This window comes from Enterococcus sp. GPZ-007, assembly GCF_059374735.1.
Genome location: NZ_JCAFYN010000028.1, coordinates 39685 through 54429, shown reverse-complemented (window position 1 = coordinate 54429; position 14745 = coordinate 39685). Strand labels below are relative to the sequence as shown.

16 protein-coding genes, 1 tRNA gene and 1 other annotated feature are annotated in these 14745 nt (G+C 42.0%); of the genes, 15 read left to right on the top strand and 2 right to left on the bottom strand.

Annotation, left to right across the window (positions count from 1 at the left end):
• Window positions 1-36 precede the first annotated feature (36 nt).
• The gene (locus AC4J95_RS14215; RefSeq protein WP_494550445.1) at window positions 37-1566 is read right to left on the bottom strand and encodes a YfcC family protein; all 1530 of its coding nucleotides are present in this window, start codon (window positions 1564-1566) and stop codon (window positions 37-39) included.
• A 210-nt stretch (window positions 1567-1776) separates the two neighbouring features.
• Between AC4J95_RS14215 and AC4J95_RS14210 the strand changes: the two genes are divergently transcribed.
• The 6 genes from AC4J95_RS14210 to upp all read left to right on the top strand — a co-directional run bounded on the left by AC4J95_RS14210 (window position 1777) and on the right by upp (window position 7735).
• Window positions 1777-2370: a thymidine kinase gene (locus AC4J95_RS14210; protein ID WP_316403964.1), complete on the top strand. Its 594-nt coding sequence runs from the start codon at window positions 1777-1779 to the stop codon at window positions 2368-2370.
• A gap of 177 nt (window positions 2371-2547) precedes the next feature.
• Window positions 2548-3621, top strand: a complete 1074-nt coding sequence (prfA, locus tag AC4J95_RS14205) for a peptide chain release factor 1 (RefSeq protein WP_316403963.1) — start codon at window positions 2548-2550, stop codon at window positions 3619-3621.
• Window positions 3614-4444 (top strand): peptide chain release factor N(5)-glutamine methyltransferase, encoded by an 831-nt coding sequence (gene prmC, locus AC4J95_RS14200; protein ID WP_494550444.1) that lies wholly within the window; start codon window positions 3614-3616, stop codon window positions 4442-4444. The genes prfA and prmC overlap by 8 nt, the downstream gene beginning before the upstream one ends.
• 178 nt (window positions 4445-4622) lie before the next feature.
• Window positions 4623-5636, top strand: a complete 1014-nt coding sequence (locus tag AC4J95_RS14195; protein ID WP_494550443.1) for an L-threonylcarbamoyladenylate synthase — start codon at window positions 4623-4625, stop codon at window positions 5634-5636.
• Between the two features lie 69 nt (window positions 5637-5705).
• Window positions 5706-6947 carry a serine hydroxymethyltransferase gene (gene glyA, locus AC4J95_RS14190; RefSeq protein WP_494550442.1) on the top strand — a complete coding sequence of 414 codons (1242 nt, stop codon included), beginning with the start codon at window positions 5706-5708 and terminating at the stop codon, window positions 6945-6947.
• A 158-nt stretch (window positions 6948-7105) separates the two neighbouring features.
• A complete protein-coding gene (upp, locus tag AC4J95_RS14185; protein WP_316403959.1) occupies window positions 7106-7735 on the top strand; it encodes a uracil phosphoribosyltransferase in 630 nt (209 codons plus the stop codon).
• 54 nt (window positions 7736-7789) lie between these two features.
• Here the strand turns inward: upp and AC4J95_RS14180 are convergent, their stop codons facing one another.
• Window positions 7790-8026: a hypothetical protein gene (locus tag AC4J95_RS14180; RefSeq protein WP_316403957.1), complete on the bottom strand. Its 237-nt coding sequence runs from the start codon at window positions 8024-8026 to the stop codon at window positions 7790-7792.
• A 134-nt stretch (window positions 8027-8160) separates the two neighbouring features.
• On the opposite strand from AC4J95_RS14180, the gene AC4J95_RS14175 reads away from it, so the two are divergent.
• The 9 genes from AC4J95_RS14175 to AC4J95_RS14135 all read left to right on the top strand — a co-directional run bounded on the left by AC4J95_RS14175 (window position 8161) and on the right by AC4J95_RS14135 (window position 14694).
• Window positions 8161-8233, top strand: a tRNA-Thr gene (locus AC4J95_RS14175).
• Between the two features lie 143 nt (window positions 8234-8376).
• On the top strand, window positions 8377-8997 hold the full coding sequence (locus tag AC4J95_RS14170) for a DUF1361 domain-containing protein (protein ID WP_494550441.1): 621 nt from the start codon (window positions 8377-8379) through the stop codon (window positions 8995-8997).
• A gap of 89 nt (window positions 8998-9086) precedes the next feature.
• Window positions 9087-10283, top strand: a complete 1197-nt coding sequence (locus AC4J95_RS14165; RefSeq protein WP_494550440.1) for an FtsW/RodA/SpoVE family cell cycle protein — start codon at window positions 9087-9089, stop codon at window positions 10281-10283.
• On the top strand, window positions 10276-10632 hold the full coding sequence (locus tag AC4J95_RS14160) for an arsenate reductase family protein (protein WP_494550439.1): 357 nt from the start codon (window positions 10276-10278) through the stop codon (window positions 10630-10632). Before AC4J95_RS14165 ends, AC4J95_RS14160 begins: the two co-directional genes overlap by 8 nt.
• Window positions 10633-10965: a glycine cleavage system H family protein gene (locus AC4J95_RS14155; RefSeq protein ID WP_494550438.1), complete on the top strand. Its 333-nt coding sequence runs from the start codon at window positions 10633-10635 to the stop codon at window positions 10963-10965.
• Window positions 10966-11027: 62 nt separating this feature from the next.
• Window positions 11028-11280 (top strand) — a binding site (T-box leader).
• A 263-nt stretch (window positions 11281-11543) separates the two neighbouring features.
• The gene (locus AC4J95_RS14150; protein WP_494550437.1) at window positions 11544-12578 is read left to right on the top strand and encodes a methionine ABC transporter ATP-binding protein; all 1035 of its coding nucleotides are present in this window, start codon (window positions 11544-11546) and stop codon (window positions 12576-12578) included.
• Window positions 12571-13257, top strand: a complete 687-nt coding sequence (locus tag AC4J95_RS14145; protein WP_494550436.1) for a methionine ABC transporter permease — start codon at window positions 12571-12573, stop codon at window positions 13255-13257. Before AC4J95_RS14150 ends, AC4J95_RS14145 begins: the two co-directional genes overlap by 8 nt.
• A gap of 55 nt (window positions 13258-13312) precedes the next feature.
• Window positions 13313-14155: a MetQ/NlpA family ABC transporter substrate-binding protein gene (locus tag AC4J95_RS14140; protein ID WP_494550435.1), complete on the top strand. Its 843-nt coding sequence runs from the start codon at window positions 13313-13315 to the stop codon at window positions 14153-14155.
• A gap of 116 nt (window positions 14156-14271) precedes the next feature.
• The gene (locus AC4J95_RS14135; RefSeq protein WP_494550434.1) at window positions 14272-14694 is read left to right on the top strand and encodes a GFA family protein; all 423 of its coding nucleotides are present in this window, start codon (window positions 14272-14274) and stop codon (window positions 14692-14694) included.
• The last annotated feature ends 51 nt before the right edge of the window (window positions 14695-14745 follow it).

Sequence of the window (14745 nt, the reverse complement as noted above, 5' to 3'; positions counted from 1 at the left end):
AATTTTTTTCAGGTACTTTTTGTGTCATCAATTTTTTTAGATCAAGACGCCTATAGCGAGGAAGACGAGGATCAGTCCGATCGTCATGACTAAGAGCTTGGTGACAAATTTCATCCACTTGTCAAAACCAATATTAACAACGGCTAGAGAAACCAAGATTAGACCAGTCGGTGCAACCAGCCCGATCAAGCCTTGTCCCCAGTTGTAAGCATCGACGATCATCGCACGATCAATACCGACCACATCGGCCAACGGTGCCATGATCGGCATCGAGAGTACCGCCAAACCAGAGGAGGATTGGATGAAGAAGCCTAAGACGATATAGACTAAGAACATAAACCAGATGAAAATCACATTGTTCATGCCGCTGATCGCGTTACTAAAGAAGTTCATAATGGTATCGCTGATGAAGCTATTCTCCATCACAATACCGACGGAACGCGCTAATCCGACAGTCAAAGCAACACCTAACAATTCAGCGGCACCAGATACAAAACTGTCCAAGAATTTCTTCTCGCCTAAACCGGTGATAAGGGCTAATACATAAGCTACCCCTAAGAATACGACGGCGATCTCAGTGAAATACCAGCCCAACTGCTGCACACCGTAAATCATCACGACAAAGCCTACAGCAAAAATAAGCAGGGTGAGTTTTTGTCGCTTAGTGAAGGTCGAAACTTTGCTGAGAAACTGATCGCCTAAGAACCGCTTCCGGTCAGTTTCTGCTTGGTCAGCGACCAATGATGAAGCGGGATTCAACCGAACTTTTTCCGCGTAACGCATAGTATAAATAATCGATAATCCTACAGCAGCGATCCACATTAGTATCCGCAGCGGCATGCCATCGGTGAAGGTAATACCCGCTGCATTGGAGGCAATTACTGTTGAAAAAGGATTGATGGTAGAACTCATGGTTCCGATCGCGGTTCCCAGATAAATGGAGGCGACGGCCGTCAGTGTATCGTAGCCTGCTAGTAAAAAGATAGGGATCAGGATCGGATAAAAGGCGATTGTTTCCTCTGCCAGACCAAATGTCGTTCCGCCTAGAGCGATCAAGGTTGTGACGATAACAATCAGCCATTTTTGTTTACCCTTCAGTTTCTCGGACAAACGCATCATCCCTGCATCCATCGCGCCAGTCGCATTGACGACTCCAATAACGCCGCCGAGTATCAGAATAAAGATGATGATATCGACACTATCGGAGATTCCTTGGACCTGTGCCTTGAGAAATTGAGTAATGGTACCAGTGATGCCGCGTTTTGGTTTTTTGATTTGTTCATAAGAATTAGGAATTGCGGCTGGGCGATAGATGGTGCCATCGCGGAATTTGCCGACTTTGATGTGAATATCATATTTATCCAACGTTTCTTGTGTCGCCGGTTCCATGATCGTTTTATCACGTGCATTGGTGATGGCGAATTGATCTTTTCCGCTATCATACGTCAGGGTACTGTACTTACCTGAAGGAATAAAAAATGTCAGAGCTTGAACCATAATCAGTACAATGATAATAACTGTGTAAGCGGAAGGAAAACTGCGTTTCTTTTTGACCGGTTGTTCCATAAAAAAGCCTCCTAGGAAAAATAAGTAGTTAAATAAAATTACACTTAAAAGTATAGCATTGAAGGCTTATTTTCTTAAAAAGATAACCTTTGGATTTATTGAAATTAGTCGATGTTTCTTCTAAGATGATCAAGCGATGAAAATTATTACTGTAAATAATTGTGCTTTTCCGCTATAATACGATAGGAACAAACGAGAAAGGTGACAAGAATGGCTCAGCTTTTTTTTAAATATGGTGCAATGAACAGCGGCAAGACGATCGAGATATTGAAAGTCGCTCATAATTACGAGGAACAAAACAAACCGGTAGTATTGATGACCAGCGGGCTAGATACTCGTGAAGGCGTGGGAACGATCTCCAGCCGGATCGGATTGAGCCGTCCTGCGGTACCGATATTTTCGGATACCAATGTTTTTGAATTTATCAAAAATCTTGATTACAAACCTTATTGTGTATTAATCGATGAATCTCAGTTTTTGTCAAAAGAACATGTGGTGCAATTAGCGCAGGTAGTTGATGAGTTAGACATTCCAGTAATGGCTTTCGGCTTAAAAAATGATTTCCGCAACGAGATGTTTGAGGGCTCAAAATATTTACTGCTTTATGCAGATAAATTAGAGGAATTAAAAACGATTTGCTGGTTCTGTCACAAAAAGGCGACAATGAATCTGCATTATATCGATGGTCGTCCGGTCTATGAAGGCGATCAAGTGCAAATTGGCGGCAACGAAGCCTATTACCCAGTTTGCCGTAAACATTATTTGCACCCTGAAATTGAAGTGAATCATGTGCCAGACCTCTAGCGGTTTGGTAGACATGTTGAAGAATAGTTACTTTAAAGTGAATTAGGATGTCAGTTCCACTTTTCGCAGAATCAAATTATTCAGAAGTCTAGTGGAATGATATACGTGATGAAAATCAAACTTATTTTTCCTGGGAAAAATAAATACTTTAAATTGAATTAGGAGGAGAGTTAATCCATGTACGATCAACTGCAAGCAATCGAAGATCGATATGAAGAGCTTGGCGAATTACTGAGCGACCCAGAAGTCATCAGCGACACTCAACGCTTCATGCAGCTGTCAAAAGAAGAAGCCAATACCCGCGGCACAGTCGAAACGTATCGCCGTTACAAAAAAGTGGTAGACGGGATTAGTGACACAGAAGAATTATTAGGTGAAAATTTAGATGCTGATATGGCTGAAATGGCCAAAGAGGAATTGTCGGATCTAAAAAAAGAAAAAGAAGCTTTAGAAGAAGAGATCAAGATTTTGCTATTACCGAAAGATCCTAACGATGATAAAAATATCATCATGGAGATCCGTGGCGCAGCAGGAGGAGACGAAGCGGCTTTATTTGCCGGCGATCTTTTCAATATGTATCAAAAATATGCCGAGAGTCAAGGCTGGAAGACAGAAGTAATGGAAGCCAGTGTCACTGGCATCGGTGGTTACAAAGAAGTGATCATGATGATCACTGGCGACAATGTCTTCTCTAAACTAAAATATGAAAGTGGCGCACACCGCGTGCAACGCGTTCCATCAACGGAATCGCAAGGTCGGATCCATACTTCGACAGCGACAGTCGTGGTTATGCCGGAAGCGGAAGAAGTAGAGATCGACATCGCGGACAACGATATTCGGACAGATATCTATCATGCATCTGGTGCTGGCGGACAGCATGTCAACAAGACAGCTTCTGCCGTTCGTTTGACCCATATCCCAACCGGTATCGTGGTGGCGATGCAGGATGAACGTTCTCAGATCAAAAACCGGGAAAAAGCGATGAAAATCTTACGTGCCCGTGTGTACGATAAAATTTCACAGGAAGCACAAAGCGAATACGATGCAAGTCGTAAATCGGCTGTTGGTACCGGGGATCGTTCCGAACGTATTCGTACTTACAACTTCCCACAAAATCGTGTGACGGATCATCGTATCGGTTTAACGATCCAAAAACTAGATCAGATCCTAGCAGGTAAGCTGGATGAGATTATTGATGCCTTGATTATGTATGATCAAACCCAAAAATTGGAAGAGATGCAAAATGGCTAAAACTTATGTAGAAGTCCTGTCGAGGGCTTCTTCTTTTTTAGAAACGGCTGGTAAAGAAGGTTATGCGATCGAGTATCTTTTTCTGGCCCGCAAGAATTGGGATAAAACTCAGTGGTTACTGCATATGCGTGAGGAAATATCTCCCGCAGACGAAGCACTGATAGAAAAGGACTTAGCTAGTTTGATGGAAAATATTCCGCCGCAATATTTATTAGGCTATGAATATTTCTTTGAACATCGTTTCAAAGTAACAGAGAATACGCTGATTCCGCGTCCAGAGACAGAGGAGTTAGTCGCACTGTGTTTGTCTATGAATGATGATGCAGCAAAAAAAGTTGTCGATATCGGGACGGGAACAGGCGCAATCGCCGTCAGTTTGAAGCTGGCGCGTCCAGCATGGCAAGTGACGGCTCTCGATATTTCTGAAGAAGCGCTGAAAATCGCTGAAGAAAATGCGAAGAAGCTGCAGGCGGAGATTTGCTTCAAAAAAAGCGATGTTTTATCAGCGGTGACGGAGAAGCAAGACATCATCATTAGTAATCCGCCATACATCAGCCAAAGCGAGTGGGATTTAATGGACGAGAGCGTCAGAACCTACGAACCGAAGCTGGCGCTTTTTGCTGAGAATGAAGGCCTAGCCATTTACCAGCAGATCGCGGCAGAGAGTCGTGATTTGCTGCAGCCAGAAGGGATGATTTTCTTGGAAATTGGATTTCGGCAGGGACAAGTCGTGCAAGAAATCTTTCAAACGACCTTCACTGAGAAAAGCGTCACGATTCATCAGGACATGTCAGGAAATGATCGAATGGTCATCGTCCGCTGAAATTATTTTTAGCGTGAAAAATAATAAAAAAACACTGGTGTAGCAATGTTCGATCACTCGAAAAGTTATCAACATGGTTATACACACTTGACAATCGTATTATCCACAGCACGGGGATAAGTCGAGAAAGAAAGTTAATAAATCAAGAAAGTGAAAGAAAAGGAGCTGTGGAGAAGCTGTGGAAACAATTGTTTTTCAATCGGATCAAATAAAACAGGCGGCGGCGTTATTACGCCAAGGAGAATTGGTGGCATTTCCCACGGAGACCGTCTACGGATTGGGCGCTAATGCGCTTTTGCCGGAATCAGTGAAGCAGGTTTTTGCGGTCAAAGGGCGTCCCAGTGACAACCCCTTGATCGTTCATGTGGCGGACTTTTCCATGACCAAAAACTTTGTGGAAAGCTATCATCCATTGACGGAAAAAATCATTAAAAATTTTTGGCCCGGACCCCTAACGTTGATCTTTTCGATCAAATCAGGTAGCTTGAGCCCAGTTGTGACCGGTGGTTTATCCACAGCGGCCTTTCGAATGCCAGATAATAAAAAAACATTATCTTTAATTGAAGAAACGGGTGCACCGCTGGTCGGACCTAGCGCGAACACCTCTGGCAAACCAAGTCCGACAACAGCGATGCATGTTTATCACGATTTAAAAGGCAAGATTGCTGGCATTTTAGATGATGGTGCAACAGAGATTGGTGTGGAGTCGACGGTCTTGGATTTAAGTGGAGAGATACCGACGATTTTACGTCCTGGTGCAGTGACGAAGGAAAAATTAGAGGAAGTCTTAGGGATCGAAGTTCCATTAGACAAGCATTTAGTCAAAGAGAGTGAGACACCAAAAGCGCCCGGGATGAAATACAAGCATTACTCACCTGACACACAGGTGTTGATGATCAAGGCTGGTGATTGGGAGGAGGCCTTAGAGTGGGCTGAAGCAAACGACAAAAAGGTTGGTTTGTTGGCAACACCCAAAATTGCTGATCAATACCAATCAGCGGATCGTTTTGTTTTTGAAGATAATTCGATTGAAGCGGCGACTCGAGGATTATTCGGCGGCTTGCGGGCATTAGATGAAGCGAACAGAACGGACATTATCTTTGCAGAAGTTTTTCCGGAGGATCATTTAGGCTTGGCTTATATGAATCGTCTGAAGAAAGCCGCAGCCCAAAAATATTTTACAAAAAAATAGACAAAAGATTCGATTATCTGTTGAATCTTTCGTATACTTAAGTCAGAAAAATCGAAAGGTGGCGTTGGGATGGATTACAAAGCACTAGATCCCGAACTATGGGGAGCAATTGAACAAGAGGCGGAGCGTCAAGAACAGAATATCGAGTTGATTGCCTCAGAAAACATCGTGTCAGAAGCAGTGCGCATGGCACAAGGGAGCGTCTTAACAAATAAATACGCGGAAGGATATCCCGGCCGACGTTATTATGGTGGTTGTGAATTTGTCGATATCGTTGAGAATCTAGCAATCGATCGTGCAAAGGAATTATTTGATGCAAAATTTGCGAATGTACAGGCACATTCTGGTTCACAAGCGAATCAAGCAGCCTATTTCTCATTGATTCAGCCTGGCGATACTGTTTTAGGAATGGATCTTTCAGCAGGCGGCCACTTGACTCATGGTTCACCGGTGAATGTCAGCGGCAAGCTGTACAATTTTGTCAGCTATGGCGTGGATCCTCATACAGAAACGATCGACTATGAAGTCGTTCGTATTTTAGCGCGGAAACATCAACCGAAATTAATCGTGGCAGGTGCAAGTGCGTATAGTCGTACGCTCGATTTTGCCCGCTTCCGTGAAATCGCTGACGAGGTCGGCGCAAAACTCATGGTGGATATGGCTCATATCGCGGGACTAGTAGCCACTGGTTTACATCCTAACCCAGTACCTTATGCGGATGTCGTGACTTCAACGACACATAAAACCTTACGCGGACCGCGCGGCGGCTTGATCCTGACCAACGATGCGGAGTTGGTTAAAAAGATCAACAGTGCGGTATTCCCTGGTTTGCAAGGCGGACCATTGGAACACGTCGTGGCGGCTAAAGCTGTTGCATTCAAAGAAGCACTGGCTCCAGAGTTCAAGGATTACAGTGAGCAAGTGTTGAAAAATGCCCAAGCAATGGTCAAAGTATTCAATCAAGCGCCAGAAACAAGGGTGATCTCTGGTGCTACGGATAACCATCTGCTGTTAATTGAAGTAACTGGTTTTGATATCACTGGTCGTGAAGCAGAAGAATTGCTGGACAGCGTGCATATCACAGTCAATAAAAATTCGATTCCGTTTGAATCAAAAAGCTTCAAAGAAACCAGTGGTGTTCGGATCGGTACACCGGCAATCACAAGTCGCGGATTCCTAGAAGAAGATGCGAAAGAAGTAGCCGAATTGATCATTGAGACCCTGCGTTCAAACGGTGATGAAGAGAAGCTGGCTGAAATCCGTCAAGCGGTATTAGCATTAACAGATTCTCATCCAATTCAGTCACATTAAGACTAGTTTTCTGCTAGTAGTTGTCTTATAATTAATAGAAATGCAAAGTAAGAATGTCGGTTTTTCTGTAGTTAATTAGAAAAGAGACAGCATGAAAATCCACTTCATTTTTCTTTGAGGAAAATGAATACTTCAAAATCAGTAAGGAGCAATTTATTATGGGCAAGTTTCAAGTAATTGATCATCCATTGATCCAACACAAATTAACGATTATTCGTGATAAAAACTGTGGAACGAAAGTTTTCCGTGAAGTAGTCAATGAGATTGCGATGTTGATGGCGTATGAAGTTTCTCGCGATATGCCGCTAGAAGATATTGAGATTGAAACACCAATTACCGTGTCTACGCAAAAAACATTGTCAGGGAAAAAAGTTGCGATCGTACCGATCCTGCGTGCGGGTATCGGCATGGTAGATGGTATTTTGGAATTGATCCCGGCTGCTAAGGTTGGTCATATCGGTATGTTCCGTGATGAAGAAACCTTGGAACCACATGAATATTTCTTCAAAATGCCAGAAGATATTGACAGCCGTCAATTATTCATTGTTGATCCAATGTTAGCTACTGGCGGTTCAGCAATCATGGCGATCGATTCATTGAAGAAACGCGGTGCCTCAAACATGAAATTTGTTTGTCTAGTCGCTGCACCTGAAGGCGTGAAAGCTTTACAAGAAGCGCATCCAGATGTTGATATTTATACTGCTGCCTTAGATGAACAGCTGAACGAATTAGGTTACATCGTTCCAGGCTTGGGCGATGCTGGTGACCGTTTATTCGGAACTAAATAATCAAATAAAAGAAGGTGTGCCATTTTTCTGGCACACCTTCTTTTTCGTAAAAAACTAAATCTTCTTCATTTGTTTATAATTGATGACGACAACGCCATTGGAATGATTAATCAACTCTTCGTTGTCTTGCTTCTCATCAATTTCAATGACTGCTGCGTTTTTCAATTGTTTAGCGACCACCCCGGTTTGGGATTTGCCGCGAATAGTGAACATGACGTGTGTCTTAACGGGAAACTTTTTCCCAGCTTCGGAAGGATCAACTTGCGTCTCTATTTTGCCAAATGTAGCCATCTGTTTTGAACGCCCCCTTTTATTACATACTTAATTTTAGCATATTTTCAAGATTTTTTCATGTAATCGCTTTTTGAGAAGAATCTTACTTTACTTTTTCCCAGAAGTTTTCTATAATTTCATTTGTACTAAACGCCAGCTTAGCTCAGTTGGTAGAGCAACGCACTCGTAACGCGTAGGTCACAGGTTCGAATCCTGCAGCTGGCACTACTTGAAAAAGCCCGTCATATCAAGGTTAATCCTTCGATGGTGACGGGCTTTACTTTACATTTTTTTGCGTTTTGGGCGGAGATTGTCTGAATGAAAGAATAGTGTACCAACAGATCATTAGTATTTTTTGAGGGAGAAATATGAAGAAAGTCTATGCGTTCCATCTTAGTGTTTGGATTTATATTTTATTCATGTATTTTTGTCAGGAAACCTTTTCCTTTATGGCGTTGAATGTTTTTTTGGCGTGGCTGCCGCTGGTTTTTGCACGGCTATTCTTGAAAGTAAAAAGGAACTGGCGTTGGATTTTTGCGCCGCTGTGGTTATTGTTTTTCCCGAATGTTCCTTATTTAATGACTGATTTATTTCATTTTGCTAGTTTAGATGTGTATCAGCCTGGCGGACATTTTTTAAATGATAGCAGCTCGTGGTGGTCGTATTTATTGTTACTGCTACCAGCGTTAATCATGGTGTTTGTTGGCATGTCGCAGGTTTTTAAATTGTTTTTAGCGGTTAAGTTGCAGGCGTCTCAGAAAATTGCTGGCTTCGCTGCATTATCGTTCCTTTCTAGTATCGCAATCTATATCGGACGATTTGATCGGGTCCATTCGATCGAATTAGTGGTTCATCCGCTAAAGGTTTTGAGTTTATTGATTGGTAATTGGAATGCGGGAAAATTGCAGTTTGTCTTGATGTTCAGCCTTTTACAGTTGGGCCTTTGGGGTCTCATTTATTATTTGCAGCATGATCAACTAGAAGAATAAAGATTTTACAAAGTCAGCGATGCTTGCTTTTCTTTAAGCAAAGAAGCGTCTATAATAAAGCGAGTATACTGGTGGAAAAGAGATGAACAATGGATAGATTAAAAAAGAATAACAATGATAGCCGGATTGATTACGGCGTTATTTTACCTGTTTTTATATTATGCTTAATCGGGATGCTTGCTCTATATGTCGCTCTGACACATGATCCCAGAAATCCGAATGTTTTTCGCGGTTTGGCGATGCAAGCTGTTTGGTATGTGGTTGGCGCATTAGCTGTTGTAATTATCATACATTTTGATGCAAAGCTTTTGTGGCGTTTGACCCCATTTTTGTATGTCATCGGTTTAGCGGTTATGCTGGCATTACTGAAATATTACGATCCAGCTCTCGAGGCTTCAACGGGATCGAAAAACTGGTTCAAATTTGGAACCCTGACCTTTCAGCCTTCAGAATTGATGAAGATTGCGTATATTTTGATGATGGCATTGATTATTACCAAGCACAATGTGATGAATAAAGTCCGAACACTTAAAACCGATGCATTTTTAATCGGTAAAATGATGTTAGTCACGATTCCGGTTTTAGTTTTGGTCTTGGCACAGGAAGATTTTGGTACGATGTTGGTATTTCTTGCCATTTTCGCAGGAATGTTCCTAATATCTGGAATTTCATGGTTGATATTAGTCCCAACTATTATTCTGGCAATTGTTTTAGGTGGCACCCTGATCTTTCTAGTCACGACTGATTCGGGACGAGATATCCTCACAAACATCGGTTTCAAAAATTATCAATTTGCTCGGATTGACTCTTGGCTAGAGCCTTTTCATGATCCTCAAGGAAAGAGTTTTCAATTGGCCCATGCCTTAATGGCGATCGGTTCTGGCGGAGTGTTTGGAACAGGCTACAATGTCAGCAATGTTTATGTACCTGTCCGTGAATCGGATATGATTTTTACGGTAATTGGAGAAAACTTTGGATTCGTCGGTGGCGCTTTTGTCATCTTGATTTATTTCATTTTGATTTATCGGATGATTCGGTTATGCTTTGACATGAATAATGAGTTCTATGCTTACATCGCATCAGGGATTGTAATGATGATGCTCTTCCATGTCTTTGAAAATATCGGAGCGAATATCGGTCTTTTGCCATTAACAGGGATTCCACTGCCTTTTATCAGTCAAGGGGGATCATCGATTTTAGGGAATATGATCGGGATCGGATTAATTTTATCTATGCGTTATCAAAGTGCAGACAAACAACCTATTAGGAGGACACGTAGTGCTTAAATTTTATTGGTACCCGAAATGTTCAACCTGTCGCAAAGCCAAAGCTTGGTTAGACCAGGCTGGTGTGGATTTTGAAACAATCGACTTGGTTCAGGATACGCCTTCAGCGGATACGTTTGAAAAATGGATAACGGGTAGTGAACAGCCAGTTCGCAAATTTTTCAACACCAGCGGCATGAAATATCGTGAACTAGGCTTGAAAGATAAGATGGCTGATTTATCTGTGAAAGAAGCGAGTGAACTACTAGCAAGTGACGGGATGCTGGTGAAGCGCCCATTACTGATTAAAAATGATCAATTTTTATTAAATGGATTTAAAGATACTACTTACGAAAGGACGTTCAAATAAATGAGTTACTTGAAAAAAACTGATGGATTATGGATCTTACACAATGACAAAGACTTCTGCATGGGGTTAACATCCGATATGGCAGAGACACTAGGCGAGGTTACTTTTATCTCATTACCGAAAATCGGTCAAACCGTTAAAGCAGGAGACCCCTTACTAGAGATTGAAGCAGAAAAAGCGGTACAGGAATTCAAAAGCCCGTTAACTGGTGTCGTTTCTTCTGTTAGTGAAAAGGTAGTAGCTGATCCAGCAGCATTGAATGTCAAAGAAGAATTGGATGCATGGATCTTGTCATTACGCGAGGTCGATGTAGACGAGTTTGAAAACTTGTAAAGAAATTTTCACTTGTTGTTTGACAGGAGAAAATCAGCCTGATATAATCCTTTCATACACATGAGAAAGCGATGAAAAGAAAAGTACATCTGATTAAAGTACAAAGAGAGCTCCGGTATGCTGAAAAGGAGTTATGGCAATGAGATGGAAAATGGTCTTTGAGCAGGATGGACGAAGCAGGTGCTAAGTCTATCACGGGAGTGCCCGTTACAGCACCTCAGTATAAGCATGAAGCAAGTACTGGCAGAGGTTGTGATCTCAAGGTCAGAACGAATTTTAGGTGGTAACACGGAAGTCAAAGCTTTCGTCCTAAGTGTACATTGGTACATTTTAGGGCGGAGGCTTTTTTTGCGAGTTCCACTTCACGCTTTCAGCGTGATTAGTGGAATCGTATGCGAAGCGAGAATCAGATTCATTTTTCGTGGGTTTGGAAAAATGATTACTATTCTTCCGAGATAGCTGTCAAACTGCTTCATCAAAATTGACGCAGATTAGTCCAATGACAAGCGAAATGAAAAATAGTTACATATCTGAACTAGCTATAAGCTATTCAGTTATTGAGAAAGGGTGTAAGAAACATGGCATTGATTGAGTTAAATCAAGTGGGGAAAAGTTTTGCCGGCAAAACTGGACCGATCCACGCAGTCAATGGAATCAATTTGGCAATCGAAGAAAAAGACGTTTATGGTATCGTCGGTTATTCAGGAGCTGGGAAGAGCACATTGGTTCGTTTATTGAACGGATTAGAGACACCGACTGATGGACAAGTATTAGTCAACGGTGAAGATGTTGCCAAACTGCAAGGCGCATCATTAAGAACATTTCGCAAAAAAGTTGGGATGATCTTCCAACATTTCAATCTACTATGGTCAAGAACAGTCATTGAAAATATTCAATTACCATTAGAATTAGCAGGTGTATCCAAAGAACAACGGCGCAAGAAAGCGGAAGAGCTATTAAGCTTAGTTGGACTTGATGGCAGAGGCGATGCCTATCCGTCTCAATTATCTGGCGGACAAAAGCAGCGGGTCGGGATCGCAAGAGCCTTAGCCAATGATCCAGATATCCTACTTTGTGACGAAGCAACTAGTGCACTTGACCCACAAACAACCGAGGAAGTACTAGAGTTGTTAGCCAATATCAATCAGAAGCTTGGGTTGACGATCGTATTAATTACTCACGAAATGAATGTCATCCGCAAAATCTGCAACAAGGTCGCTGTGATGGAGTTAGGAAAAATCGTAGAAGAAGGTTCGGTCCGCGAAGTCTTCCGCCATCCACAACAGGAAGTGACCAAGATTTTCGTCCAACAGGATCTTGAACCAAAAGCCGATCCTTCTGATTTATTGAAGGAATTTATTAAAGAAAATCCAAACGGCACATTAGCAACCTTGCATTTCTTAGAAGACAATGCCAACGAACCAGTCGTATCACAAGTGATTCGTAAGTTTCCAGTTGATATCAGCATCGTTTATGGCAATATCGAACGAGCAACGGGAAATTCCTTTGGCACGTTGACCGTTCAAGTAACAGGTGATGCTGATAAGGTTGAAGAAGCGATCGCCTTTATTGAAAGTCAACAAGTTGAAGTGGAGGTGCTGCATCGTGGATAAGAGCTTTTCAGAAACATACTTAAATTTCCAACAGGTGTCGTGGGATACCTTGAAGGAAGCCATTAATGATACCTTGTTCATGACGATCGTATCTATGCTGATCGTGTTTGTTCTAGGACTACTACTAGGATTACTACTTTACACATTAGGTCGCAAGAATTCTGCTGGTCGCAGTATCTTATACGGTTTGGTTTCGATTCTCAGCAATATTTTCCGATCGACGCCTTTCATGATCTTAATGGTCTTGATCATTCCATTTACCAAAGCTTTGGTAGGCACGATGCTAGGAGCGAAAGCAGCTATACCAGCATTGGTTTTATCAGCGGCACCGTTCTATGCACGATTGGTTGAAATTGCCTTTCGTGAAGTCGACTCTGGAGTGTTGGAAGCAGCGGATTCGATGGGAGCAAGTTATTTCCAAACGATCTACAAAGTTTTGATTCCAGAAAGCTTGCCAGCGTTGATCTCAGGTTTGACAGTGACGTCAGTTTCGATGATTGGTTTTACCGCAATGGCGGGAGCGATCGGCGCAGGCGGTCTTGGGGCATTGGCTTGGCAAGAAGGGTATCAACGAGGTAATTACACCGTGACACTTGTAGCGACTGTGATCATTTTGATCATCGTATTCATTGTTCAAGGCGTCGGCGATTTCTTGACGAAGCGAACAGATAAGCGTTAATACAGAATAGCTATTATTCTAAAAAATAAACCAACAATATTAGGGGGAACTATCAATGAAAAAGAAAATTTTAGGTTTTGCGGCAGTAGCGTTATTGACAGTCGGATTGGCAGCATGTGGAAACAGCGGTTCAGGCTCATCAGACAGCAGCAGTAAAGAAAAGAGCGACACATTAGTAGTCGGAGCATCACCAACACCCCACGCGGAGATCTTAGAGCACGTGAAACCATTGCTTGAAAAAGAAGGCGTCAACTTAGAAATCAAAAAATTTGATGACTATGTGTTACCAAACAAAGCGTTAGCAGACAAAGATATCGATGCCAACTACTTCCAACACAAACCGTTCTTTGAAAAAGCAGTGAAGGAAAATGATTACAAATTTACCGATGCGGGTGCCGTTCATATTGAACCAATGGGCTTGTATTCTAAGAAAATCAAAGACATCAAGGATTTAAAAGAAGGCGCAACGATCATTACATCAAACTCAGAATCTGACTGGGGCCGCATCATCACGATCTTGCAAGATGCAGGTTTAGTCAAAGTTAAAGATGGTGTTGATTTGGAAACATCAACCTTCGATGATATCGCTGAAAATCCTAAGAAATTGAAATTCGAACATTCCATTGATCCAGCTTTGTTAGCGACAACTTACAACAACGATGAAGGCGACCTAATTGCAATCAATGCCAACTTTGCTTATGGTGCTGGTTTGAATCCTGTGAAGGATGCCGTCTTACTTGAAAAAGATACGTCACCATATGCCAACATTCTTGCTGTTCGTACCGAAGATAAGGACGATCCTCGGATTGAAAAATTAAACAAAGTGCTACATGAAAAAGAAGTACAAGATTGGATCTTGGAAAAATGGGATGGTTCTGTTAAACCCGTTGATAAATAATTAATTTGAACAAGGCTCTTACTTACAGACATCTGTTGGTAGGAGTCTTTTTTTGTTACACTAAATTTATGAGTTTTTTAGAAAGGGTAAAATCAACAGAAAGGTTGTGCATATTAATGGAAGTAAAAGGAAGCTGCTTATGCGGTGCAGTCACGATCGATATCCCACAGGTGGCAGAGGAAATCACCGCCTGTCACTGTCATATGTGTCAGAAATTTTTCGGCGGACCATTTTTGTCTTTGGCGGGTGTTTTGCCGGATGATTTTAAAATCAGCGGAAAAGAACAGATCCAGCGTTTTATGTCTTCAGAATGGGCAGAGCGAGGTTCCTGCAAGAAATGCGGCAGCAGCTTGTTTTATCATAGCTTAGCGGATGACGAGTATTATTTTCCTGCGGGACTATTTGATGAGATCGATCAGGCTAAGCTGAAGGAAGAAATTTTTTATGATCAAAAGCCGGCTTTCTTCCATTATCAAGAGCCAACGGAGAAGCTGACTGAGGAAGCGTTTTTGCAGAAACTCTTTACAGATTCGGAGTGAACAATTGATTTTATAATAATTCTAAATAAAGGGTTCTTTTTCAGAAGAAAA

What these genes read in the sequence shown, in the direction of transcription:
- AC4J95_RS14215 (WP_494550445.1), bottom strand. Translation starts at nt 1,566, where the DNA reads ATGGAACAACCGGTCAAAAAGAAACGCAGTTTTCCTTCCGCTTACACA.
- AC4J95_RS14210 (WP_316403964.1), top strand. Translation starts at nt 1,777, where the DNA reads ATGGCTCAGCTTTTTTTTAAATATGGTGCAATGAACAGCGGCAAGACG.
- prfA (WP_316403963.1), top strand. Translation starts at nt 2,548, where the DNA reads ATGTACGATCAACTGCAAGCAATCGAAGATCGATATGAAGAGCTTGGC.
- prmC (WP_494550444.1), top strand. Translation starts at nt 3,614, where the DNA reads ATGGCTAAAACTTATGTAGAAGTCCTGTCGAGGGCTTCTTCTTTTTTA.
- glyA (WP_494550442.1), top strand. Translation starts at nt 5,706, where the DNA reads ATGGATTACAAAGCACTAGATCCCGAACTATGGGGAGCAATTGAACAA.
- upp (WP_316403959.1), top strand. Translation starts at nt 7,106, where the DNA reads ATGGGCAAGTTTCAAGTAATTGATCATCCATTGATCCAACACAAATTA.
- AC4J95_RS14180 (WP_316403957.1), bottom strand. Translation starts at nt 8,026, where the DNA reads ATGGCTACATTTGGCAAAATAGAGACGCAAGTTGATCCTTCCGAAGCT.
- AC4J95_RS14170 (WP_494550441.1), top strand. Translation starts at nt 8,377, where the DNA reads ATGAAGAAAGTCTATGCGTTCCATCTTAGTGTTTGGATTTATATTTTA.
- AC4J95_RS14165 (WP_494550440.1), top strand. Translation starts at nt 9,087, where the DNA reads ATGGATAGATTAAAAAAGAATAACAATGATAGCCGGATTGATTACGGC.
- AC4J95_RS14155 (WP_494550438.1), top strand. Translation starts at nt 10,633, where the DNA reads ATGAGTTACTTGAAAAAAACTGATGGATTATGGATCTTACACAATGAC.
- AC4J95_RS14150 (WP_494550437.1), top strand. Translation starts at nt 11,544, where the DNA reads ATGGCATTGATTGAGTTAAATCAAGTGGGGAAAAGTTTTGCCGGCAAA.
- AC4J95_RS14140 (WP_494550435.1), top strand. Translation starts at nt 13,313, where the DNA reads ATGAAAAAGAAAATTTTAGGTTTTGCGGCAGTAGCGTTATTGACAGTC.
- AC4J95_RS14135 (WP_494550434.1), top strand. Translation starts at nt 14,272, where the DNA reads ATGGAAGTAAAAGGAAGCTGCTTATGCGGTGCAGTCACGATCGATATC.